Consider the following 25,584-nt stretch of genomic DNA (forward strand, 5'->3'; position numbering starts at 1 on the left):
CAAAACTACTTTTTCTTTGGAGAAAGTGCTTTTTCGAAAAGTGGAGGTAAAGGAAATGTAATTGGAATGATGAGCAGTTTACATCCAACACTTTCCTTGTCTTTATTATGGAGGAGTTTTGACCGAGATTTTCACAGCTTTTATGGCAATGCTTTTTCCGAGGGCAGTAGACCTATCAATGAAAGAGGAGTTTACCTTGGACTAAACTTTAAGCCAAACAAAAAATATAATTGGTCATTCTATTACGATCAATTCAGCTTTCCTTGGCTCAAATTCAGAACCTATGCCCCCTCTAGGGGTTATGAATGGCTAAGCAGGTTGAGCTACAGCCCTAGCCGTAAAACCCTGCTATTTGCCCAAATCCGAGAAGAGTCCAAAAGCAGGAATATAAGTGATTATCCTGCATTTCAATCCCCCTACCTACTCGATCAGGGAAGAAAATGGAATTATGTATTTAACCTAGACTACGGCCTCAATTCAACTTGGAGTATCAAGTCCAGGGTAATGGGATCTTCCTTCCATTTTAATAAAAACATAACACGAGGATTTGCCCTTTCTCAGGACATCAACATGGACCATCAGAAATGGCGGTTTTCTGGAAGAGTAGCCCTGTTTGATACAGATGATTTTGATAACAGACAGTTTCTCTATGAAAGAAATGTACTTTGGCTTTTTTCCATTCCAGCCCTACATGGCCAAGGAATCAGGTACTACCTTTTAGGCCAATATCGGGTAAATACCAGATTGAGTTTATGGGCAAGGTTTTCAAGAACCCAATTTACCGATAGGGAAGTAATTGGTTCAGGATTGCAGCAAATTCAGGGAAACCGCATTTCTGAGACAGTTTTTCAGCTCAGGTATCAGTTTAACAGATAATTTCTACTATTGGTAAACTGCAACTTAAATGTTTTTGATAAATTGGGAATAAAACCACCGAACCATGAAAAAAAACTTTACTCTATTGCTGACACTGATATTTATGGTGTCTTTTCAAATTAATGCCCAAACTATTGACAGGTCCAAACTTGAAAAAAAGGAAGGGTTTTTCACCTTCTTTACTGACGAAGATAAAGGTAAGATTTACCTGGAAATCGATAAGTTGGATTATGAATTCCTGTATGTCAACTCCCTACCTGCCGGAGTAGGATCCAATGACTTGGGACTAGACAAAGGACAATTGGGAAGAACCAGAGTAGTGGAATTCAGAAAAGCTGGAAACAAAATTCTTTTGGTTCATAAAAACTATGATTTCCGTGCCTCTTACACGGATAATCCCGATGAGGCTAGATCCGTACAGGATGCATTTGCGGAATCAGTGATTTGGGGATTTGAAATTGCTGATCTCAAAGACGAAAAACACCTGATTGATGCTACTTCTTTTTACCTGCAGGACGCGCATATGGTAGGGGAAAAATTAGGCAACGCAAAACAAGGTACATACAAACCAGATGCTTCCAGAAGTGCCATTCATTATCCAATGACAAAAAACTTCCCTAAAAATTCTGAGGTTGAAGCCATAGTAACACTTACAGGAACCCCCTCTGGAGCTTACATCAGATCAGTTACACCTTCGCCTGAGTCAGTCACAGTAAGGCAAAGGCACTCTTTCATAGAATTACCTGATGATGGATATGAGCCAAGAGAGTTTGATCCGAGGGCTGGATATTTTCATATCAGCTACATGGATTTTACTACATCAATTGGTGAACCTATTGTGAAAAAATACATCTCCAGACATAGACTTGAGAAAAAAGATCCGAATGCGGAAATTTCCGAGCCAGTAAAACCGATTGTCTACTACCTGGATAGAGGAACGCCAGAACCTGTTAGAACTGCGCTTTTGGAAGGTGGAAATTGGTGGGCTGAGGCCTTTGAAGCTGCCGGCTTCAAAAATGCATATCGTGTTGAATTAATGCCTGAAGGAGCGGACATGATGGATGTTAGATATAATGTCATCCAATGGGTACACCGCTCTACCCGTGGCTGGTCATATGGTTCTTCTATTAGAGATCCTCGTACCGGGGAAATAATGAAAGGTCACGTTTCTCTTGGTTCATTACGGGTAAGACAAGATTATTTGATCGCTCAAGGACTTTTGCAGCCTTTTGAAGATGGGAAACCAGCCGATCCAAAAATGCTAGAAATGGCTTTGGCCAGGCTGAGACAACTTTCTGCCCATGAAATCGGGCACACCATAGGACTTGCACATGCTTATGCTTCTGCTCCAACTGACAGGGCCTCCGTCATGGACTATCCCTATCCTTATATTACGATGGATGATTCGGGCAACTTAGATTTCTCCAAAGCATACGACGATAAAATCGGTGAATGGGACAAATGGGCTATTCAATATGGTTACGCTACTGTACCTGAAGACAAAGAAGAAAAGGAGTTTTTAAGTCAGATGCTTGAAGACACCTATGCAGCTGGCCATACTTTCATTTCAGATGTTGATGCCAGACACCCAAGCGGAAGCCACCCAAAAGCGCACCTATGGGCAAATGGAGATTCTGCACCTGAAGAGCTATTGAGAATGATGGAGATCAGGAAGAAAAGGCTAGAAACTTTTGGAAGAAATGCCATTGAAGATGGACAACCAGAAGCTTTGCTGGAAGAGGTCTTGGTACCATTATATTTGATGCACCGTTATCAGATTGAAGCTACTTCAAAGCTCATCGGCGGACTTGATTATACTTATAAAGTAAAAGGGGATAACCAAAGAACGCAATCACGACTAGATGCCAAAACCCAAAATGATGCTTTGGAAACTTTGTTGAAAGCCATTTCCCCTGAAAACCTGACTTTACCGAAATCCATCATTGATATCATCCCTCCAAGGCCTATGGGATATTCCAGAAATAGAGAAACTTTCCCATCACGTACCGGATTGAACTTTGATGCTTTGGCACCTGCGGAAAATGTGGTAGACATGACTTTGGACTTTCTTCTGGAACCTGGAAGAGCCAATAGACTGGCCCAGCAAGTGGCATTTGACCAGAACCTTCCTTCTTTCAACAGTTACTTGAATAAGCTATCTTCAAATCTGATCAGCAGCAATATTCCAGAGTCTTACGAAGGTCAAGTCAAACTGATGACTGAAAACAAATTGGTTGACCACCTGATCAAACTGGCCAAACACCCTGGGGCCAGTTCTGTGGTCAAAGCAGACAGTAGGGCTAAATTGGAAAGCATAAAAACCTTAAAGGCTGAAAGTGCAAAAAATAAAAATAATTCTGCTGCTAACCACAGTAACTATTTGGCTGCAAAAATTGATGCTTTCCTCAAACTTCCTGAAGAACTTTCCACTCCTGCACCTATTTCCGTTCCTGATGGTGCACCTATAGGTTCTGATGATATGTCTTGCGACTTTGAATTTTGATAAATTAAAATGAGCTGGTTAAATCTGCCAGCTCATTTTTTATTCCCTGAACATTTTTTAGAACAATATTTTACGTTTTCCCAATTCTTCTCCCACTTTTTCCTCCAGGTAAAAGGCCTGTTGCAGACTGGACATATCTTGGTAGGTAAATGTTGTTTCTTCATTTATTTGTAAAAAAAAGCCTGTCCTCGATATAACCAGCAAATAAATGAGATATCATACGCTTCAAAGCTTTAGCATACTTCTAATACGCTTTAAATACTGATCAAGCCTCTAACAAACTGATAATTCACTATTGTTTCTTTCCATTCATTATCTGAAAAGTCATATAAGCTTTTATTAACAGATACTTCCAGAGTCAGTTGATCAATTAAATTCAAAGAGACCAATTCTCCGGATTCTAAATTTGCAGGAAATTGCTCCAGTACATCAAATTGACTGGTAGCCTCATTGAAAGTGACAAACATGGAAACATTTTCTGTCACAAACCTGATAATGGGTACGCCATCCTGTTCTGTCAGCACATTGGGGTAATAAAAGTTGAAAAACATTTCATCATCTTCTCCCTCTAAGAAAGTCATCCTGTTGTTTTGATCTCCTGTAAGACTTTCTACCTGTGATAAGATGTCAAGTGTAGATTCTCCATCATCATTGAGATCAAAAGATTGTTCTGCAGTAATAGCTTGCAGGTTATAATTACCATAAAAGAACCGAGGAGGCTCTTCTCTATCATCCTGACAGGCTGTACTTGCTAAAAATATAAATACCAATAAAACCAATTTAAAACTCCTGTAATTCATCTTTATTTCTCCTTCAAATTTCACTGTTAATACATGAAAAAACGTCTACTTCAGCTTATTGTTTTGCTTATGCCTTTCCTTATCCCTGATATTTTTTTTCTTGAGGTTGTTTTCCAAAGCCTCTGTAAGATCAACACCAGTCTGATTAGCTAGGCAAATCAATACCCATAAAATATCAGCCATCTCATCGGCCATATCCTTTCCTTCATCAGATTTTTTGAATGATTGTTCCCCGTATTTTCTGGCCATTATCCTTGCCAACTCCCCCACCTCTTCCATCAGAATGGCTGTATTGGTCAGTTCATTGAAGTACCTGACTCCAACAGTATTGATCCACTCGTCTACAATTTGCTGTGCCTGGGCTATCGTAATTTCCTTCTTTTTCATCAAACGTAATCCTCTCCTTTATTTTTTGCATCGTTGACAAAAACCCTGAATTTTTTCTCTGCATCTAGTTTACAGATTAGCAACACGTTTTCGCTTTCATTCACCAAGTAATTATCAAGACCCTGAATTACAACAAGCTTATTGGAATCCACCTTGATATAACTGTTTTGTGTTTCGTACAGAATTGCATTCGCCTCTACAACATTATTTGAATCATCCTTATTTCTGTTTTCATGAAGACTCATCCAAGAACCCAAATCAGACCACCCAAAATCTCCCATTACCATAAATACTTTATCCGATTTCTCCATGACTCCATAATCTATGGATGCATTTTTCACAAGAGAATAGGCTTTTTTGATAAAAGTCTCCTCTTCCTGAGTTCCGTAAAAAGAAAGACCCTCTTCAAAAACCTCAGCAACTTCAGGCATATGCGTTTCAAAGGCAGCAATTGCACTTTGCACTTTCCATACAAACATGCCAGAATTCCATACAAAGTCTCCACTTTCCAAGAAAGTTTTAGCTAGTTTAAGGTTGGGTTTTTCTGTAAAGGTTTTTACTTTTTTGACCTGATTACCTGGCTCAGAGATATATTGGATATAACCATAACCTGTTTCAGGCCTATTTGGCTTGATCCCGATCGTTATCAATTTCTTTCCTCCCTCACAAGCCTGAAGCGCAATATTGATTTTTTGATGAAATTTATCTTCCTGCACAATCAAATGATCCGCAGGTGTCACGATTACTTTGGCCTCAGGATCAGACTTGGAGATTTTATATGTCGCATAGGCTATACACGTGGCTGTGTTTCTGCGCAATGGCTCGGTGAGGATTTGACTTTCGGGGATATCAGGAAGTTGCTCTTTTACCAAATCAAAGTAATGCTTGTTGGTGACCACATAAAACATTTCAGCGGAAGCAACCTTAGAGAACCTATCATAAGTCATTTGAAGAAGAGAGCGCCCCGTTCCAAGAATATCCAAAAATTGCTTGGGCCTATTGTTCCTACTATATGGCCAAAAACGGGAACCTATCCCTCCCGCCATAATCACTATATAAGTCTTTTCGTTCATCAATTTTAGGTAAAATTAGCTTTTACAATCCTTAATGGATGTATTTGAGCTTTTGGATTATATAATCCACTGGTTTACATCTATTTAATACCTGTGATACGTGTTCTGCGCAAAAATCAGGTAAACTGAAATTTCTGTAACTTCCTTATTTCAGACCAGCAAATGTGATCTTTATCTTGAACTTACAAATTAACTATAATTGTTGAGATTTAAATTAGCGATTAATCTCCCAAAATGAGATAGTTCAAAAGCTTTTTTATCTGCTTTCTTAATATTTTTTGTTAACTTCAAAAATACCGTGGTTAATCATTAAATTTGTCTAGAAGGTCTGGAATAAAACCTAAGCCAATCGATGATTACCAATAGGGTGAAACATTAAAAAAATTTATTTTAAAGTGGATCAAACCGTCAAAGAAAACCTTAAGAGAATATTTGGCTTCAGCCAATTCAGAGGCAACCAAGAACTCATAGTAGACAACGTTCTTAAGGGTAATAATACTTTCGTAATCATGCCTACAGGGGCCGGCAAATCTCTTTGTTATCAGCTTCCTGCTGTAATCCAAGATGGAACTGCCATAGTCATTTCTCCCCTGATTGCTCTGATGAAGAATCAAGTTGATCAGCTTAATGCCTTTGGCATAAATGCCTACTTCCTGAATTCTACTCTTAACAAGTCCGAAACCACAAAAGTAAAAAAGGAAGTCCTTTCGGGGAAAACGAAATTGCTTTATGTGGCCCCTGAATCCTTGACCAAAGAAGAGAATGTGCAATTTCTTAAAAGTGCCAAGCTGAGTTTTGTGGCCATAGATGAAGCACATTGTATTTCAGAATGGGGCCATGACTTCCGCCCTGAATACAGGAAAATCAAGTCCATAATTGCGCAGATCGGCGAAGGGTTACCAATAGTAGCCTTGACGGCAACTGCCACGCCCAAGGTTCAGGTAGATATTCAAAGAAACCTGCAAATGGAAGAAGCCGATATTTTCAAATCTTCTTTTAATAGGACGAATCTGTATTATGAGGTCAGGCCAAAAGTCAAGAATGAGACCAAAAAGCAAATTATAAAATATATCAAATCCCAGAAAGGTAAGTCAGGGATCATCTATTGTCTCAGCAGAAAAAAGGTTCAGGAAATAGCGGACCTTCTCAAAGTCAACGGGATCAAGGCTGCCCCATACCATGCTGGATTGGAACAAAATGTACGTGTAAAAAATCAAGATGACTTTCTTAACGAAGAGGTAGATGTCATTGTAGCAACCATAGCCTTTGGTATGGGTATTGATAAACCCGACGTGCGCTATGTCATTCACTATGATGTACCAAAATCTCTTGAAGGGTATTATCAGGAAACTGGCAGGGCTGGGCGAGATGGACTTGAAGGCCACTGTTTGATGTTTTACAAGTATGATGATATCATCAAACTGGAAAAATTCAATAAGGACAAACCTGTCACAGAAAGAGAAAATGCCAGAATTCTTCTTCAGGAAATGGCCGCCTATGCTGAAAGCTCCATTTGCAGAAGAAAATTCCTCCTCCACTATTTTGGAGAAATGCTTGAAGAAGATTGCGGGCACTGCGACAACTGTAAAAAACCGAAAGAAAAATTTGACGGGATTTCCCACTTACAATCAGTTATCAATGCTGTAAAAGAGACTTCCAACCGTTTCAATATGGAACATATTGTCAATTTGGTGAGAGGAGAATCCAATGATTATATCAAAAGTTACAAACATGATAAGCTGAAAGTTTTTGGAGTCGGCAAAAACGAAGATGAAAGGTTGTGGAAAACAGTTGTTCGTCAAGCAATGATTGGTGGCTTTTTGGATAAAGACATCGAAAACTATGGTGTCATCAAAATCAGCAAAAAAGGCGAAGAGTTTTTAAAATCACCTTATTCCTTCCCCATTTACAAAGACCATAACTTTGAGGAGATGATTGAAAATGAAACACCAGAGGAAAATCAATCAGGCGGTGGAAAAGCCTATGATGAAAAATTATTTGAACTGCTAAAAGCAGAACGTAAGAAAATTGCAAAGTCAAAAGGATTACCACCTTATGTGATATTTCAGGATCCGTCATTGGAAGAAATGGCCACTGTATATCCCACAAGCAAAGATGAATTGGCTCAAATCAACGGCGTGGGTATGGGAAAAGTCGCTAAATTTGGAGCAACTTTCCTTAAATTAATAGAAAACTACGTAGAAGAAAATGAGATCATCACGGCATCGGATGTAGTAGTCAAAACTGCTGGAAGCAGGTCAAAAGTCAAAATCTCCATCATTCAACAAGTAGATAGAAAAGTCAATCTTGATGAAATATCAGATAACCTGAATATTTCAATGGCAGAATTACTTCAGGAGATTGAACAGATCATTTACAGTGGCACCAAGTTGAATATAAATTACTACATAGAAAACATCATGGACGAGGAAAGAGAAGATACGCTCCATGATTATTTCATGACAGCTGATACTGACAACATCAGAGTAGCCCTGAATGAACTGGAAGACGAGGATTTTGCCGAGGAGGAGATCCGCGTGTACAGAATCAAATTCATCTCTGATCACGCCAATTAAATAGAAATTAATCAATGAATATATTATTACTAGGTAGCGGAGGCAGGGAACATGCTTTCGCTTGGAAGATTGTAAATAGTCCCAAATGCACCAAACTTTTTGTAGCTCCAGGGAATGCAGGAACGTCAAGTATTGCAGAAAATGTAGACCTTTCCCCAAATGATTTTGAAAAAATCAGTGCTTTTGTTATCGAAAAAAACATTGCACTTGTAGTAGTGGGACCCGAAGAACCCTTAGTCAAAGGAATAGTAGACTATTTCGAAGGAAATGAAAAAGTCAGTCATATTCCTGTAATAGGCCCTAGTCAAAAAGGTGCTCACCTGGAAGGTTCAAAGGATTTTTCAAAAAAGTTCATGGAAAGGCACGGGGTCCCTACAGCTGCTTCCAGAACATTCACAAAAGAATCTCTTGAGGAAGGTTTGGAGTACCTCACCACACAAACTCTCCCCATTGTCCTCAAAGCCGATGGTTTGGCCGCTGGAAAAGGCGTTCTGATATGCACCACACTTGAAGAAGCCAAGAGCTCTTTGAAAGAAATGCTTGTAGACAATAAATTTGGTGAAGCATCCAGTAAAGTTGTCATAGAACAGTACCTTGATGGTATAGAGCTTTCTGTTTTTGTGGCTACAGATGGAATAAGTTACAGAATTTTACCAGAAGCCAAAGATTATAAAAGAATTGGGGAGAATGACCAAGGCCTCAACACTGGAGGAATGGGAGCGGTAAGCCCTGTTCCATTTGCAGATCAGGAATTTCTTTCCAAGGTTGAGGAAAAGGTAGTAAAACCTACTGTCAATGGACTTAAAGAAGAAGGTATCAAATACAATGGTTTTCTCTTTATAGGCCTCATGAATATCAATGGAGAGCCCTTTGTCATTGAATATAATGTCAGGATGGGAGATCCGGAAACCCAGGCCGTATTGCCAAGAATCAAAAGTGATTTTTTAGAAATGCTTGTGCACATGGGACAAAAAACATTGGAAAGTTACGATTTGGAAATTCATTCATTTGCTGCCACCACAGTAGTATTAGTTGCTGGGGGGTATCCTGAGTCCTATAAAAAAGGGGACAAAATCGAAGGTTTGCAGTCTGCTGACGGAGAGGAGCACAGCATCCTTTTTCATGCAGGCACAAAGTCAAGTGAAGAAAATACAGTTGTAACCAACGGAGGACGGGTATTGGCTGTGACAGGAATGGGTGACGGCGTAGCTATTGCTTTAGAAAATGCCTATAACACAGTTTCTAAAGTTTGTTGGAATGATCTTTATTTCAGAAGAGATATAGGTCAGGATATTTTGAAATTAATTAAATAAATCCAAATTAAAGAGGAGTAAATACTCCCTTAATATATAGATATGGCAGGATGTAGTAGCTGCTCTACCACTTCAGGAAGTAGTGGCGGGTGCCAAAATAACGGTACTTGTGGTACGAGCGATTGTAATAAAATGAATTCATTTGACTGGTTATCCCATATGGGTATACCTACAGTGGATAAATTTGATATTGTTGAAATCAAATTTAAAGGTGGCAGAAAGGAATATTATAGAAATGTGGACTTCCTTCACCTGACTACGGGAGATCCGGTGGTAGTAGATGTTCCTAACGGTCACCATATAGGCTACGTATCGCTTCAAGGCGAGCTGGTTCGACTGCAAATGCAGAAGAGGAAGATTAAAAATGATGACAACATACTCAGGCTATATAGAATAGCCACACAAAAGGATATAGAAAAGTGGGAAGACGCCAAAAATCGGGAGATCCCTACATTGTACAGAAGTAAGCAGATCATAGATGAACTTGGACTGAAAATGAAGCTCTCTGATGTTGAATTTCAGGCAGACAGCTCAAAAGCCACATTTTATTACTCTGCAGATGATAGGGTAGATTTCAGGGAGTTGATCAAATTTTTAGCCTCAGAATTCAAAATCAGAGTTGAAATGAGGCAAATCAGCCTCAGGCAGGAGGCGGGGAGATTGGGAGGTATAGGTGTTTGCGGACGCGAATTGTGCTGTTCTACCTGGATACATGATTTCAAAAGTGTGTCCACGTCGGCTGCGCGTTACCAAAACCTGTCACTTAATCCAGGTAAGCTTTCCGGTCAATGTGGAAGGCTCAAATGCTGTCTCAATTACGAATTGGATACCTATATGCAGGCATTGGAAGATGTGCCTACCATAGAAAAACCTTTACAGACCGAGACAGGTCCTGCAAGGCTGCAGAAGACAGATATATTCAGAAAGTTGATGTGGTTCAGCTACAACAATGATAATAACTGGCATACCATTTCTTGTGAGAGAGCTAAGGAAATTCAAGAACTTAATGAAAAAGGAGTTATTCCTTTTGATTTGTTGAACAACAAAGCCAAGGAGTTCAATGATGAAGCGCTAAAATCCACGATGGAATTGGAGCGTCTTGATAAAAAATTCACAACGAAGAAGAAAAAGAAAAAAAGGAAAAACCCTAGACAAGGTGGTTCGCAGGAAAATTCCAGCACTGGCAACGAAAACAAAGAGGCTAGTCCAACTCGAAATTCAAATGGCCCCGATTCCCCAAATAGAGAAAGAAAAGGAAATAGGAATAACAGGCCTGGAAGAAGAAAACCAAACGAGCGAAACAGGGATAGCAACAGGGTTCAGGATAAAACTGACAAACCAACCAATCCTGAGTCCAGCGAAAACCAAGGGAAACCAAAAAATAAAGGGAAGAGAAGATTTCCGCCAAGAAATAAGGGTGATCAAAATAAAGACCAATAAAATGAAGTTGAGACTTGCTTCCCTTATGGCCATTATTTTGCTCTGGTCATGTGAAAGTGATAGGGTCTTTGAAAAATACCAGGGAATGGAAATGCAATCCTGGCAAATTGACGATACTGTATCCTTCCACTTTGAAAACCCTATAGATGCAAAATCTTCCATAATTGCCATAAAATACAACCAGGAATATGAGTTCAGAAACCTATACCTGAGATATTTTCTTATGGATTCAGCTGGTTCGGAAATAGAATCGCAGTTGGTGAATATTCCGCTTTTTGAAAACACAACAGGCAAACCTCTTGGATCTGGATTCGGCAATACCTTCACCCGATTTGATACGCTTCCTTTGGAAAAAGGGGAAGATTATCACAGTATTCACTTTGTACAATATATGCGTGTAGATGAGCTCAAAGGAATAGAAGCCGTAGGACTCAAGCGTACCAAGTAATAATTAATTGAAAAGAGGCTGACCCAACCAATACTGTCTACTGAAGGCAAAGTGGTAGTGCCAGCCTTTTTCCTGCAACTGCAATGGGTGGTAAACAAATGCCTCCTTCGCACTAACCGCAGCATATAAGCGCTGATCATCTGTTAACCAAGCTGCGGAATACTTCCCCTCCGATTTGGATGCCATATCCATCCATTGGGATGCTGCATATTTTTGTAACTCCACAGCTCCGTGTTTCCCTTCCAGTTTATTTTTCAGAAACCAAGAATATTCAAAGCCCTGTACATTCTCTTCAGGATAACCCAAGGGAATTCCTGAAACCAATTCTTCTATGAAAGCGATATACTGCTTAAGCATATTTATACCTTGATTCTTCAATTGTTGCTGGTTGAAGTCCCTGGAATGTAGACTGGTTACCAAATAAACCTTTTTTCTGGCTCGAGTAATGGCAACATTCAGCCTGTTGGTACCACCTTTTTTTGATAACATTCCAAAGTTGGCAATAAGCCTGCCTTTTCTATTTCTGGCATATCCAATAGAGAATATCACTTTTTCAAATTCATCACCTTGAACATTTTCGATGTTTTTGACCTGAACATACTGTAGCTTGACATCCCTGTCCATTTCTAACTTTTCCCGGATCAACTCCATTTGAAAAAAGTTAAAAGTGATTATACCAATCGATTCCTTGGGGTTCTCCTTTTGAAGGGTTTTGACAATAGTGACTACCTCGAAGGCTTCAGCTAAATTGACTTGATTCTCCCAAACACCTTCCACCCTATGCAGGCTAAATGGTATAACCTGCTGATTGGCTAAAGTCATTTGAGTTAACATTTCCAGTTTCCCCTGGTAGAATTCAGTATTGGAAAAATGAATAAGTGCAGGTTGCTGACTACGGTAATGCCCCTGAAGCCAGAATTTTTCAAAATAATTGGAAGCCAAGTCAAGCAATGAGTCAGTTTCCACCTCGACCCCTTCTTCCTCAGTCTCCAGCCTCACTTGATACAAATCAAATGGCTGTAATTGCTGGGAATCTCCAGCAATCACTACTTGTTTCCCCCTCAGCATGGCTGGAAAACCGCGCTCCACATAGCATTGGGATGATTCATCAAAAATCACCAAATCAAAGGATTGTTCCATAGGAAAAATTGCTGATACTGTTTCGGGTGAAGCCAGCCAGCAAGGCATCAGTTGAAAAATCTCATGACTATGTTCCTGCATCAGTTTCTTGATACTCCATATCTTTTTCTTCTTACTTACCTGATGTCCCAGTTGCCGGTAGGTGAGCAGGTTTCCCAGTCTATTGTATTCAAGTTTTTGAAAAGTTTTCTCCCTTAACCTCAATTCAGCAATATGCTTGGAGAGTTTCCACTTTTCAGTCACTGCTTCCATGTATTCTTGCTGAAGCTTGAGGGCTTTTGGAGTACAAATCTCCCTTAGCACAGGATACTTCTTTTCAATATGATCAATCCAAGCATGTTTGAGACCGGAAAGAAAAAAAGCTGAGACTTCTTCGATAGTACTATCCGTAAACTGATCCAATAATTTCTCCATCAAACCTTTATCAAAAATATCCAAATCTCGTCTCAGGCTATCAAAAGCAACCAACTCGTCAAATACCAAAGGCAATGCTTGAATGGTACTTTCTATATCTTCTCCAAGATGCTGTACAAAAAGATGCTGGATTTGAATTTTAGACAAATAAAGCTGCCATCTCGAAAGGTTGGATTCCAGAAGGCTTATTTTTCCCCATATCTCCTTGAGCCCTGTCTTATCATGAGCTTTTTCTTTGATAACCTCCAAAATGAATTCCCCCATCATTCCCCAATCATCCAATTGAAGCTTTGCTCTGACAGCCTCCAAATGCAGCCTGCCAAAATGATTGAATTCAGCGAAATTAAAAGGACTTTTGGGGAGGTTAAGCCAGGTTTTGCCAGACAGTATAGTCAACTGATGTATGAGGTTCAGTCTGTTTTCAAGTTTCACAATCAAAACACTGATTCCTTTATCATCTTTATCCAGTTGATTGGCCTTAAGCAGTTCAAATACCCTCTCAAACCTGTTTTTCTTCCAAGGCCAGTTGATTTTTGCCAACCACTTGTTTCGGCTTTTTGCATACTCGACCGCCAATGAAAGACAATCTTCGACCTCCTCATCATCACAATGCCATTCTACTCCTTCAGCCGACAGGAGCTTTTTGACAGTATCTACCTTATGTTCAAACCAAAGTACATCAAATTCTCCAGCATCAACTCCTTGAAAAGTTAGAAAGATTTCTTCTATTTCACGGTCATTCAATGCAGTTAGCAGATGACTGAAACCCTTTTTTTGTTCCAATAGTGAAAAGAGAAAAGAAGATTCAAACCCTGCATATTTTTGAAAAACTACCGAAATATCAGTTTTAAAAGCTTTGATCTCTTCCAGTACCTCTTTCAGCCTATTCAGAGAACTTGGTCCAAAACTGCTGAAATCAACCCTATGAAGCCAAAAAGAATCTGTTTGTTGATATTTCCTGTAATAGGTTGCAAATTCATGCAGATTGCGCAGGAAAGCATCCACTTGATGGAAACCCAATCTTTTATAATGCTGGATCATATCAAAATGAATATCCTGCAATGAAGAGCTTAAGTAAAGCTCCTTGATAGGTATATCGCATTCTTCAGTATTGAAAAGCGCTTTTCTGTAATCCTCAAAAAACTCAGTGAGGTTTTCTACAGTTCTGGAAAGCTGGGAAAACTGTCTTTCCAATTGAATGGAATCTATACTTCTATTGAGTTCCTGATACCTTTCTATAGATTGAATTTGGGCGTTAATTTTTTCGTATAATAATTTCCTATCTGCCCTAAAGTCGTGCACCAGCCCTAAAAATGATCCGAAGCCCTGAGCAGCTAGCCTTTCATAAACAACATCCAAGGCTGCTCTTTTTTGTGAAACAATAAGCACTTTTTTACCCCTGCTGATGTAATCAATGGCCAGATTACTGATCAATTGCGATTTTCCTGTTCCTGGAGGCCCCTCCACTGCACAGGAATACCCTGCACGCACAGCCTTAAGCACCTTCTCCTGACTGGCATCTACTGGAAAAACCGTGTAAAGCTGATCCTCTCTACCTGAACCCTTGGGATCCTCATTGGCAAAAGTATGTTCAAACAAATGTTCCAAATCAGGAAAATCAGCGTTCCTCAACAAGTATTCGTAATCCTCCATCAGGTAACTTGTCTTTTGGGAAAAATGACCTAAAACTGCATAAGGCTTGAGTTCTAACTTCCCTAAAGCCAATTTCTCTTCATCTAAAGCTTTATTCACATCCGGAAAACGTTGCAGCTTATCCTCGTACAGTTCTGTTTTAAAATTAACTGGCAGTTGGCTTTTGATAAAATCATAAAGCTGGTTTCGGAAGGCTGTCACATCTTTTGAAAACTCGGCCAAAGGATTTCCCTCACCGTCCAATACTGGTTTTTCCTGCTGCGCATTCGCCAAGGCAAGAAAAAAGGCACTGTTAAATTCAGGTTCTTCACCAGCTTCCTTTTTCAATATCCAGTTCTTACCCTCATTGACAAGGCTAACTGGGAAAAGAATCAAAGGACTCCTAATGAGTTGTCCATTCATCATTCTGCCCTCAACATATGGCCAGGCCAAATAAAGACTTTTCTCGCCAGTCTCCTCCTGTGCCATCTCAGCCAACCTGGAAAGCCTCTTGAGTCTAATGGCAAGCTGATTACTATTAGCATCTCTAACATCTATGCTTGGTATCAAGGGGATATTCCTTTTCCTGCCAATCAATTCGCGGATAATTTCAAAATCCGCCTGCCCATTCAAAAAATCAAGTTCCTTGAGGTCTATCATCTGGCTGACAGGTAGTCTAGGCAGGTACAGGGACCTGTTTCTGCTCGAAAGGTCCACTAGTCTATTCAGATAGGCCTGGAGGGTATTTTTTAGCATTGGTTTACTTAAATGGAGAATCTTTTTCTTTGGCCATGGTCTTGTACACCAAGTTATCCATAATTCCTGGCATCCATTTATTCAGAAATACTGCCAGTTTTCCCTGACCTGTTAAAACTATATCTCTTTTTCTTTTCAATGTAGCCTTTAAAATAGCCTTGGCCACCTCTTCAGCACTCATCATTTTATTCTCCTCTCTTGGAGACTCTCCTTGGGTCTTTCCATCCGCAGTCAGGGCATTGTTACGAATATTAGATGAGGTAAAGCCAGGGCTGGCCACCAAAACATGTACGTCTCTTTTCATTACCTCCGTTCTCAGGGCCTCAAAAAAACCATTCATGGCATATTTACTCGCCGTATATGCTGTGCGCGCCGGTGTTCCCCTGAACCCATTAATGGAAGATACTGCTACTATGCTGCCTTTATTCTTAAGGATTTCCGGAAGGCAGTATTTGGTAGCATAGACTGATCCATAAAAATTAGTATCCATCACTTTCCTGAAAACTTCCATGTCAAGGTCTTCAAAAAGAGCCCTCATGGATATTCCTGCATTATTGATCAGGATGTCTATTTTCCCAAAATGACTGATTGTTTCTTCAGCTATTTTTCGATTATCCTCTTCTCTGCCTGCATCTGCTAGAATTCCCAGTGATATAATGCCTTCTTTCTGCAGCATATTCAGTGTATTGTCTATTTTCACCTGACTTCTACCTGTGATGACAATCTTGGCACCTTCTTTCCCAAATACCAAAGCACAAGCCTCTCCAATTCCCGAAGTAGCACCTGTAACAATGACAACCTTATCTTTCAAATTCATTTCCAAGCTTTTTTATGGGTTAAAGATAAAGATATAGGCGGGAGGAGTGAAAGCAAAATGACTTTTCACCAAAATATTATTTCTAAACTAGCTAATTACAACTGAATTCAGGAATCTTCTTTGGAAATTCAAAGTGGCTATGGCTTTTTTCTTAATTTTGCGCCCATGTCAAGAAAAATGAAGAACAAGGTTGTAGAAAACCTTAGGATTGAAAGGATAGCAACAGAGGGGAAGTGTGTAGGACACCATGACGGAAAAGTGGTTTTTGTGAAAGATGTTGCGCCTGGGGATTTGGTAGATGTAAGGATCACAAGAGGAAAAAGCTCCTTTATGGAAGGGGAACCCATCCTTTTTCATGAGTATTCTAAAGACAGGGTAGATCCTTTTTGTAGCCATTTCGGCACATGTGGCGGCTGTAAGTGGCAGCACATTAACTATGACTTACAAAAAAGCTATAAAAGACAGCAGGTAGTTGATCAGTTTGAGAGAATTGCCAAAATTGAACAAATGCCTGAAGTCCTACCTATAATAGGCTCAGAAAATACCAGATATTATAGAAACAAACTTGATTTCACTTTTTCCAACAACCGTTGGCTAACCCGGGAGGAAATCGACTCAGGACAGGAATTTGAAAGAAATGCATTGGGTTTTCATATCCCAAAAATGTTTGACAAAATAGTAGACATCGAGCATTGTTATCTTCAAGGAAATATATCCAATGAGGTTAGAAATGAACTGAGAGAGTTTGCCTTTGACAACAACCTTTCTTTTTATGACATCAGAAACCAAGTTGGCTTATTAAGAAACCTGATCATCCGTACGAGTAGTACAGGAGAGTCTATGGTCATTGTGCAGTTTGGAGCCGATAATCCTGAGGAAATTGATATGGTCATGGAATTTTTGAAAATTAAATTCCCTCAGATCACTGCTTTGCTCTACATCATCAACTTGAAGAAGAACGAAACCTTCCATGACTTAGACGTGGTGACTTACGCGGGTAAGGCTTTTATCGAAGAGGAAATGGAAGGTTTGAAATTCCGCATAGGACCAAAGTCCTTTTACCAGACCAACTCAGCCCAAGCGTATGAACTTTACAAAGTTACGCGTGAATTTGCGGAGCTTCAGGGTAATGAGGTGGTCTATGACCTCTACACCGGCACGGGTACCATTGCCAATTTTGTGGCTAAGCAAGCAAAACAGGTCATTGGGATAGAATATGTAGAAGCTGCAATAGAAGACGCCAAGCTCAATTCAAAAGTCAATGGTTTGGACAATACTCTCTTCTACGCCGGAGATATGAAGGACATGTTGAATGATGAATTTATCAGTAAACATAACCGACCTGATGTCATCATCACCGATCCACCACGAGCAGGTATGCATGAAGATGTAGTAAATATGCTATTGAAACTAGAGGCTCCCAAAATTGTCTATGTAAGCTGCAACCCAGCCACACAGGCCAGAGATGTTGCTTTGCTTTCTGAAAAATACAGCTTGGATAAAATACAGCCTGTGGACATGTTCCCTCAGACTTACCATGTAGAAAATGTTGTACGATTAACTTTGAAAAATCTATGATTTCAGATTTCAACGACCCGGAATTGAATGGAAAATACTTGGGAACCATCACCAAGGACTTTGTAAAGGTATCTGAGATTCTCAAAGAAGCTTCTTATCAGGTGAGGAGTAGGAAGTTTTCCAAGCATCCTATATTCCCTATATCCAAAGAGGACCAACCTATCGGTCAGTTGCTTTTGGGCAAGGAAGAAAAAAATCTCGATTGGAATTACTACATCACCTATATAGATGAATTTATTCAGAGGAAGCTTGTCTCAGAAGAATTAATCGAAGACTTTGAAAAAGCCTATAAAGATCCTGATGAATTTTGCTGTCTCTTTGTGGTAGATAAGGATTTTACCAGCTTTGTATACATTCCTTATCCAGAGGATTGATGAAAATCTGATGCATCGATGAATTGACGAACTGATGAGCCGAAATCAGCATCTGAGCTGGTTCATTTCATGATTCGATATTTCCAAAACCCCTCTGTTCAAACCTTCGGGGTTTCGAAAACCCCAAAGGTTAAATAAATCTGCGCGCATCAGCGAAATCCGCGTGACATAATTCCATTTTGAGTGTCCGCCAATACGAGCGTCAGCCCTTGCCAAAGTGAGTGTCCCCACTCACTTTTTTGTTTCCCGCTGATCACGGTGATTTTCGCAGATAAAATCAAAATCCACGAGCATCAGCGAAATCCGAGGGGAAAAAACTTCAATATTCGATATTCAAAATTTCGAAAACCCCTTTGTTCAAACCTTCGGAGTTTCGAAAACCCCAAAGGTTAAATAAATCTGCACTTATCCGCGAAATCTGCGGGACATAATTCCGGTGTGAATGTCAGACAATACGAGCGTCAGCCCTTGCCAAGGTGAGTGTCCCAACCACTTTTTTGTTTCCCGCTGATCACGGTGATTTCCGCAGATAAAATCAAAATCTACGCGCATCCACGAAATTTGCGGGGAAATAACCATAGCGAGTATCTCAGATCACGCTAAAACATCCTATTCCCACATATATATTTTTTACAAAAGCCATTTCCATTAAATTTTATTAACTTAAAACCTTACTCTCAAGTAATCATAAACCTAAAAAACCTAACACTATGAAACAGTGCTTTTTTGCCTTCTGTTTTTTTACAGCAATAGGCAGCTTGGCCAATGCCCAGCAAATATCTCCTACACCCGATCAGATCAAAGCAATCACCCCGGAATGGACAGGTGAGCGCTTTCCTGATGGAAGGCCCAAAGTACCAGACGCTTTACTCAATAGATTGGAAAACATCTCCATGGAAGAAGCCTGGGGATACCTTAGAAATAAAGGTTACCACAACCAATATGAAAACGACTGGATCCTGATCCACGAAGATGAAGTCATGACAGGACGAGCGCTTACTGCCCAATTTATGCCTCTTAGACCTGATGCGGATGCTGTGGTCAAAGAAATCGGTAAAAAAGAAGGAAGGGTACAATCAGGAGGGACCAATTCCTGGCCTATTGATGTACTTCAGGAAGGCGATATTTATGTAGCCGACAGTTATGGCAAAATTGTGGATGGTACTTTAATCGGTGACAACTTGGGCAATGCTATTTATGCCAAATCAAAGAGAGGTGTCATCTTTTATGGGTCGGTAAGAGATATGGCAGGCCTCAGTGAAATCGAAGGATTCAACGGCTGGGTCAAAGGACATGATCCTTCCTACATCCAACAGATGATGCTTTCAACCATCAACTATCCCATCAGAATAGGCAGGGCTACGGTTTTGCCGGGAGATGCTGTACTGGCCAATAAATGGGGGGTGATCTTTGTTCCCGCACATCTGCTGGCGGACCTCGTAATCAACGCAGAATTTGTCATGCTAAGAGACAGTTTCGGCATTCAAAGACTTAAGGAAGGGAAATACAGCCCTGGAGAAATTGATAGCCGATGGTCGGAAAGTATTGTTCAGGATTTTTTGCAATGGCTCAATACCCAGACTGATTTGCCTATGAGCAGAGCAGAATTAGACGAGTTTTTAAAAGATAGAAACTGGTAAGCCTCCTTTTTTCATTCCCAATATCAAAACCTAAGTAACCTATGAAAACCATTTTGCAACAAGTAATAGAAAAAAAACAAAAAGAAGAATCAGCTCTTCAAGTCAAAAAGCAGGAAAAGGAAAACAGCCGAAGGGATTTTTTCAGAAAAGCCACCTTGGGAGGTATTGGCTTAGGTGCCATGATGGGTGCTTCCATAGAAGACACCTTGGCCCATACCACTTCCAAAGTGAATAAATTCTCCTCTCCTTCTGACCTGAAAATAACCGACATGCGGGTAGCCGTCATCAAAAATGTAGGAAGAACTCCAATTATCCGCATCGATACCAACCAGGGTATTTATGGCTTGGGAGATGTCCGTGATGGAGGAGACGAAAGGTATGCCCTGATGCTCAAGAGCAGAATCTTAGGCGAAAACCCCTGCAACGTGGAAAAGATTTTTAAAATCATCCGGCAGTTTGGACATCATGGAAGACAGGGCGGTGGAGTTTGCGCAGTGGAAATGGCCCTTTGGGATATATGCGGCAAAGCCTATGGTGTGCCTGCCTGGCAATTGCTAGGTGGAAGGTATCGGGATCAAGTCAGACTTTATGCAGATACACCGGGTTTTAATGATCCTAAGGAATTCGCTGCTGTGATGAAAGAACGTACAGAAGTACAGGGCTTCACCTGGCTGAAAATGGATTTGGGTATTCATTTGGTCGCAAACCAAAAGGATGCTTTGAACAATTCTGAATTCTGGAATGGCGCCAAAGGGCAATATGATACCAGAGATTATATGAGTTATGGAAGCACCCTACATCCATTTACCCATGTGCAGATCAATGAAAAAGGCTTGGAAGGCCTGGCAGAATATGTAGAGAACGTACGTAGTGCAGTTGGTTATGAAATTCCCCTATCAGCGGATCATTTTGGCCATTTTGATATCAACAACTCCATTCGTTTTGGCAGGGCAATGGATAAATACCGCCTTGCTTGGCTGGAAGATATGGTTCCATGGATGTACACCGACCAATGGAGAACAGTATCCGATGCCTTGGAAACCCCAACCTGTACTGGTGAAGACATTTACCTGCTCAAAGGCTTTAAATCCCTGATTGATAAAAGGGCAGTGGATGTGATTCACCCTGATTTGGGGACGTCTGGAGGGCTTTTGGAAACCAAGAGAATCGGAGATTATGCCGAAGAAAACGGAGTAGCTATGGCCATGCACATGGCTGGTTCACCTATATGCTTTATGGCCAACGTACATTGTGCGGCTGCCACACAAAACTTCCTTTCCTTAGAACACCATTCCGTAGATACCCCTTGGTGGGAAAAGCTGGTGATCATGACCGGTTCCCAACCCATGATTACCAAAGGCTTTGCCAATGTGCCTTTGGATGCACCTGGACTTGGGGTGGAATTGAATGAAGAGGTCGTCAAAGAACATCTACACCCTGATGCTCCGGGGTATTTTGAACCCACACCAGAATGGGATGAAAAGAGATCTTGGGACAGACTTTGGAGCTAATTTAAAATTATTGAAAATTCTACCGACATGGGATCCTCCTTGCCGGCTTTCATCCTATTAAATCTTCCTCCATGAATGTATCCTTTTTTCGGATTTCCTATAATGCTGCCTGGATAGTCCTATTGGTTTTTACATTGAATTACTTCATTGAATTTCTGCCGTGGAATGGCATCATATTGATCTTGTTTTGGATACTTTTAGGCATTGGTGTAAAAAGCAAAGAGGTTCTGAAAGGCTACACCTATACCATTATGATCTTTGCGGCAGTAACCGCAGCAATGTATTACCCGAGTTGGTTTACTACCTGGGGTGACTTCACCTTAAGTTCACTCATAGTCCCTTTGCTTCAACTGATCATGTTTGGAATGGGAACGTCTATGAGTCTCAAGGATTTTCATGGGGTAATCAAAATGCCCAAAGGTGTTTTGGCGGGAGTGCTCTGCCAATTTACCATCATGCCTTTTATTGGATTTGCATTAGCCAAAAGCAGTGGATTACCTCCTGAGATTGCTGCGGGAATTATTCTGGTAGGCTGTTCACCCAGCGGTATGGCATCTAATGTGATGAGTTTTTTGGCAAAAGCCAATCTCGCGCTTTCCATCACCATCACCGCAGTGACTACTATGCTGGCACCCTTTGTCACCCCGGCCTTGATGGGTTGGTTGGCTGGAGAATTTGTAGAAGTAGATATCCTGAAGATGATGATGGATATTGTCAAAATTGTGATTATACCCATTGGCGCAGGGCTACTGTTCAACCGATTTTTCAGAGGCAAAGTCAAATGGCTGGATGATGCCATGCCGCTCTTGTCCATGATAGCCATTGGTGTCATCATAGTGATCATCACCGCTGCGGGAAGAGATTCACTCTTGTCAATTGGCCCTATTTTAATCGGCTTGGTAGTCATCCACAACCTCAGTGGTTATACCTTGGGGTATTGGGCGGGGAAACTTTTCCGTATGGATGAAAGAGATTGCAGAACCATTGCCTTGGAAGTAGGCATGCAAAACGGAGGTCTTGCCTCCGGTATAGCCAAGGAGATGGGCAAAATAGCTACTGTAGGCCTGGCCCCTGCTGTTTTTGGACCATTTATGAATATAACCGGGTCTGTGTTGGCTTCTTATTGGCATAGGAAGGGGGTGAAGGAAAATGAATGAGCTTAGGCTTCTCTCCCATTTTCACAAAATTCCATTCCCCTCAATCCGGAAACCTACTTGAGTCGATATTAGGAATAATCTTGATGGCATTTTTGTAATAAAGCTTTTTCAAGACCTCATCCGGCAGGCCTAAACCATACATGGCCCAAAAGGCATGGTACTTTTTATAATAGGGAAAATATTCATCTTCGGTTTCAAGAACCCTGAAATAGGTGTAAAACTCTTCCTTATTATAAGCATCTTTTCCAAACACTACCCTGTCCTGATACTTTTCAAAAAAGGCTCTTGCACGCTTGGGTTGTCTTCCGAATTCGGCAATGACAGCACCTATACCGAAATATACGTTAGGATATTTCTCCAAATGCGCTTCGGCGGCATCCAGGTTATTGGCCATCCAACCCATGTGTGCATTGATAAAAGTAGTATTGGGATGCTTGGCAAATACATGGTGCTGCTCGGTAATGATTTGTTCGAAAGGAGCTGGATCTGTAGCACTTCGTTTCCTTCCGGGATTGAGTTTCAGTTCCAACCAGCGCTCGTTATTGGCATCCATTGGCTCCCAAAATTGCGCTGGGTCTGCTGAATGGATCAAGACCGGAATTCCCAAATCTCCTGCTTTTGCCCAAACAGGATCTAGATCGGGATGGTCTACAGGGACTCTATTATCATTCACATCCTTGATGGAAAGACCCAAGCTTTTGAATATTTTCAATCCATTAGCCCCATTTTCCACATCTTTTTGAAGGTCGGCCACCGCTTTTTCAGACCAGCCAGGTGTTCCAATCTCATTGAAGGAAAGGTTGGTAAATACTATAAATCTTCCTGGCGCCACTCCATTCATCCGACGAATCATGGAATACATGTATTCCTGCCTGTCAATGTCATCCGCATTACGGGAATATCCCCTTCCGCTCAGGTTGACCATGACCCCCATATTCAGCTCGTCCATTTCTGGAACAAGCTTATTGGTAATGAGTTCCTGCGACACATTCCACTGATGACTGTGAATGTCAATAAAAGGAAACTTGGCCCTTATGACAGGATTTTCAGGAACCACAAGGGTTGAGGGAGGATTGTATTCCTCAAAACTCATTTCCTGGGCGGATAAGTTTCCCATGATAAAAGTCAATATTAAAAGGACTGAGAATAGGTTTAATTTCATATAGGTCAAAGGTCTGATTCAAGGAAATGTTTTCTGCAATCGAAAACTTCAAAAATTCCTTTACTTATCCTCGCCACTTGTCAAAAAAAGATCTGCCAGGTTTTCAAAACCTGGCAGATATGAAATTTTTGATTTAATTCCATCGGCTCCTCTTCATCACTACCATCAATCCCCTAAAACCTTTCTCATTTGTCTGGCAAGAGTTTCTCCTACACCCTCCACTTTAACCAATTCTGATTCTGGAGAAATAAAAACATTTTGAAGGTTCCCAAAATGACGAAGTAAACGTTCAGCCCTGTCTGCCCCAATACCTGGAAATCCTTCTAGGATGTGAATTTTCCGTTTGAAAAAAACATCAGTCTTCTTGAATTTGGGTTTCGGTCTAGGGTAAAACCGATAATCACTTAACTTATCTTTGGTTAGCTGTTTGTAACACTGAAGCATTATTGAAACAGTCTGCTCCTGAGTCTTAGACCTTAAAATAGGCAATTTAAAAGTCAAAGAAATCGCGAGGATAATGGCCTGAATTGCATTTTTCTTGAATCCTAATTTCTTAAATTCCTCTTTTCTGCCTTCCAATATTAAACATGAAGCAATTTTTGAATTCGCTAATTTGGAAACTTGTTTAAATAGCCTTCCATCCTTTACCGAAGCACAAAAATCTGCTATAGATTTCCTTTCAACCTGTAACTCTGCATCAATAAGGTAATCAGCTACTGTCAATCGTTCTGTAATTATGAGGATATTTTTATAGGTTAATAGGATATTCTTGATAGACTGTGGCTCCCTATCATCTATAACAATCTGTAAAGGATAGTATTTAGAACCTTTTAAAAAATTTTCCATATTGGTAAAAATTGTTCCATATTAAAATTACAAAACAATAAATATTTTCAAAAAAGGAGAGGGCGAAATAGCCCTCTCTTTTTTGAAAATAAATTAAAAATGCTTCCAACCTTGGGCTTTAAGTTCCACTGCAGTACCGGATTTGGTAACTAGGTGCTTCCCATCTTCTTCCTTATTGACATACCCGATAAAGTGTATGTCCTTATGCTTTTCCAACTTTTTGAAGTCATCCTGACTGATGGTAAACAAAAGTTCATAATCTTCTCCCCCATTCAGAACACAAGTAATCGGATCCATGTTGAGTTCCAAAGCTGTATCAAAAGTCTGTTTGTCTATTGGTAGTTTGTCTTCATAAATGGTCACACCGACCTTGGAAGACCTACAAATGTGGAAAAGCTCTGAAGCCAAACCATCTGAAATATCCAACATGCTGGTAGGTACAATATTCATATCTCTCAATTCATGGACAATATCCATCCTGGCATCAGGTCTTAATTGTCTTGCTGTCACCACCTGATATTTATCCAATTCAGGCTGCATATTTGGATTGGCCAGGAATACCTGTTTCTCTCTTTCCAACACCTGCAATCCAATAAAAGCACCGCCCAAGTCACCGGTAACGCAGATGATATCGCTTTCCTTGGCTCCTGACCTGTAGCTCAATTGTTCTTTTTGGGCTTCCCCGATAGCAGTAATGGAGATCACCAAACCTGACCTGGAGGAAGTGGTATCTCCTCCCACCAAGTCCACTCCAAAATGTTCGCAGGCAGCATTGATCCCGGAGTACAAAGCCTCTACAGCCTCTACTGAGAACCTGTTGGTAATGGCTATACTCACCGTGATCTGTTTTGGAATCGCATTCATGGCTGCAACATCAGACACATTGACCGCAACAGCTTTGAATCCTACATGTGGCAGCGGGGCATAAGACAAATCGAAGTGTACCCCTTCCAAAAGCAAATCGGTAGTCACCACCTTGACATGGTCACCTGCTTCTATCACAGCAGCATCATCTCCGATACCTAGGATTGTTGAGGCGTGTTGGGTTTTGATTTTTTGATGGAGTCGGTCTATCAGGCCAAATTCTCCTATTTCACTTATTTCAGTTCTTTTTTCGGACATATCTTTCGTATTGCATTTT

The 25,584-nt window shown here is 40.6% G+C and carries 19 protein-coding genes and 1 pseudogene; 11 read left to right on the forward strand and 9 right to left on the reverse strand.

The window, feature by feature from the left end; all coding sequences use genetic code 11:
* Positions 1–876 (forward strand): annotated as a pseudogene (locus EA341_RS11945) (helix-hairpin-helix domain-containing protein); the annotation flags it as partial.
* Between the two features lie 64 nt (positions 877–940).
* Positions 941–3,379: a zinc-dependent metalloprotease gene (locus EA341_RS11950; protein WP_293014640.1), complete on the forward strand. Its 2,439-nt coding sequence runs from the start codon at positions 941–943 to the stop codon at positions 3,377–3,379.
* 32 nt (positions 3,380–3,411) lie between these two features.
* Here EA341_RS11950 and EA341_RS11955 read toward each other — a convergent pair whose 3' ends face one another.
* From EA341_RS11955 to EA341_RS11970, 4 genes are all read right to left on the reverse strand, one after another.
* Positions 3,412–3,543: a DUF2256 domain-containing protein gene (locus EA341_RS11955; protein ID WP_293014642.1), complete on the reverse strand. Its 132-nt coding sequence runs from the start codon at positions 3,541–3,543 to the stop codon at positions 3,412–3,414.
* A 90-nt stretch (positions 3,544–3,633) separates the two neighbouring features.
* Positions 3,634–4,203, reverse strand: a complete 570-nt coding sequence (locus EA341_RS11960) for a hypothetical protein (protein ID WP_293014645.1) — start codon at positions 4,201–4,203, stop codon at positions 3,634–3,636.
* A gap of 21 nt (positions 4,204–4,224) precedes the next feature.
* Positions 4,225–4,566 carry a nucleotide pyrophosphohydrolase gene (locus tag EA341_RS11965; RefSeq protein ID WP_293014647.1) on the reverse strand — a complete coding sequence of 114 codons (342 nt, stop codon included), beginning with the start codon at positions 4,564–4,566 and terminating at the stop codon, positions 4,225–4,227.
* Positions 4,566–5,639 carry a mannose-1-phosphate guanylyltransferase gene (locus EA341_RS11970; protein WP_293014649.1) on the reverse strand — a complete coding sequence of 358 codons (1,074 nt, stop codon included), beginning with the start codon at positions 5,637–5,639 and terminating at the stop codon, positions 4,566–4,568. Before EA341_RS11970 ends, EA341_RS11965 begins: the two co-directional genes overlap by 1 nt.
* A gap of 395 nt (positions 5,640–6,034) precedes the next feature.
* Between EA341_RS11970 and recQ the strand changes: the two genes are divergently transcribed.
* The 4 genes from recQ (at position 6,035) to EA341_RS11990 (ending at position 11,416) form a co-directional block, all read left to right on the forward strand.
* Positions 6,035–8,215 (forward strand): DNA helicase RecQ, encoded by a 2,181-nt coding sequence (gene recQ / locus EA341_RS11975; protein WP_293014651.1) that lies wholly within the window; start codon positions 6,035–6,037, stop codon positions 8,213–8,215.
* A 14-nt stretch (positions 8,216–8,229) separates the two neighbouring features.
* Entirely contained in the window at positions 8,230–9,528 is a 1,299-nt protein-coding gene (purD, locus tag EA341_RS11980; protein ID WP_293014653.1) for a phosphoribosylamine--glycine ligase, read from the forward strand.
* Between the two features lie 132 nt (positions 9,529–9,660).
* Positions 9,661–10,968, forward strand: a complete 1,308-nt coding sequence (gene ricT / locus EA341_RS11985; protein WP_293014655.1) for a regulatory iron-sulfur-containing complex subunit RicT — start codon at positions 9,661–9,663, stop codon at positions 10,966–10,968.
* A gap of 1 nt (position 10,969) precedes the next feature.
* The gene (locus EA341_RS11990; protein WP_293014657.1) at positions 10,970–11,416 is read left to right on the forward strand and encodes a gliding motility lipoprotein GldH; all 447 of its coding nucleotides are present in this window, start codon (positions 10,970–10,972) and stop codon (positions 11,414–11,416) included.
* 3 nt (positions 11,417–11,419) lie between these two features.
* Here the strand turns inward: EA341_RS11990 and EA341_RS11995 are convergent, their stop codons facing one another.
* Entirely contained in the window at positions 11,420–15,358 is a 3,939-nt protein-coding gene (locus EA341_RS11995; RefSeq protein ID WP_293014659.1) for an AAA domain-containing protein, read from the reverse strand.
* 4 nt (positions 15,359–15,362) lie between these two features.
* Positions 15,363–16,175 (reverse strand): SDR family oxidoreductase, encoded by an 813-nt coding sequence (locus EA341_RS12000; protein ID WP_293014662.1) that lies wholly within the window; start codon positions 16,173–16,175, stop codon positions 15,363–15,365.
* 165 nt (positions 16,176–16,340) lie between these two features.
* On the opposite strand from EA341_RS12000, the gene rlmD reads away from it, so the two are divergent.
* The 5 genes from rlmD (at position 16,341) to EA341_RS12025 (ending at position 22,435) form a co-directional block, all read left to right on the forward strand.
* The gene (gene rlmD, locus EA341_RS12005) at positions 16,341–17,753 is read left to right on the forward strand and encodes a 23S rRNA (uracil(1939)-C(5))-methyltransferase RlmD (protein ID WP_293014664.1); all 1,413 of its coding nucleotides are present in this window, start codon (positions 16,341–16,343) and stop codon (positions 17,751–17,753) included.
* Complete coding sequence (locus EA341_RS12010; RefSeq protein ID WP_293014667.1) at positions 17,750–18,127, forward strand: hypothetical protein; 378 nt, start codon at positions 17,750–17,752, stop codon at positions 18,125–18,127. The genes rlmD and EA341_RS12010 overlap by 4 nt, the downstream gene beginning before the upstream one ends.
* 710 nt (positions 18,128–18,837) lie before the next feature.
* Positions 18,838–19,767 carry an RraA family protein gene (locus tag EA341_RS12015; RefSeq protein ID WP_293014670.1) on the forward strand — a complete coding sequence of 310 codons (930 nt, stop codon included), beginning with the start codon at positions 18,838–18,840 and terminating at the stop codon, positions 19,765–19,767.
* Positions 19,768–19,808: 41 nt separating this feature from the next.
* The gene (locus EA341_RS12020) at positions 19,809–21,278 is read left to right on the forward strand and encodes a mandelate racemase/muconate lactonizing enzyme family protein (RefSeq protein ID WP_293014672.1); all 1,470 of its coding nucleotides are present in this window, start codon (positions 19,809–19,811) and stop codon (positions 21,276–21,278) included.
* Between the two features lie 71 nt (positions 21,279–21,349).
* On the forward strand, positions 21,350–22,435 hold the full coding sequence (locus EA341_RS12025) for a bile acid:sodium symporter family protein (RefSeq protein ID WP_293014674.1): 1,086 nt from the start codon (positions 21,350–21,352) through the stop codon (positions 22,433–22,435).
* 40 nt (positions 22,436–22,475) lie between these two features.
* Here EA341_RS12025 and EA341_RS12030 read toward each other — a convergent pair whose 3' ends face one another.
* From EA341_RS12030 to thiL, 3 genes are all read right to left on the reverse strand, one after another.
* The gene (locus tag EA341_RS12030; RefSeq protein WP_293014676.1) at positions 22,476–23,597 is read right to left on the reverse strand and encodes an amidohydrolase family protein; all 1,122 of its coding nucleotides are present in this window, start codon (positions 23,595–23,597) and stop codon (positions 22,476–22,478) included.
* Between the two features lie 165 nt (positions 23,598–23,762).
* Positions 23,763–24,443 (reverse strand): ERCC4 domain-containing protein, encoded by a 681-nt coding sequence (locus EA341_RS12035; RefSeq protein ID WP_293014679.1) that lies wholly within the window; start codon positions 24,441–24,443, stop codon positions 23,763–23,765.
* Positions 24,444–24,536: 93 nt separating this feature from the next.
* Positions 24,537–25,565, reverse strand: a complete 1,029-nt coding sequence (gene thiL, locus EA341_RS12040; RefSeq protein WP_293014682.1) for a thiamine-phosphate kinase — start codon at positions 25,563–25,565, stop codon at positions 24,537–24,539.
* Positions 25,566–25,584: the final 19 nt, after the last annotated feature.

Origin of the sequence: Mongoliibacter sp., assembly GCF_007692705.1 — a bacterium.
Lineage (GTDB): Bacteria > Bacteroidota > Bacteroidia > Cytophagales > Cyclobacteriaceae > Mongoliibacter.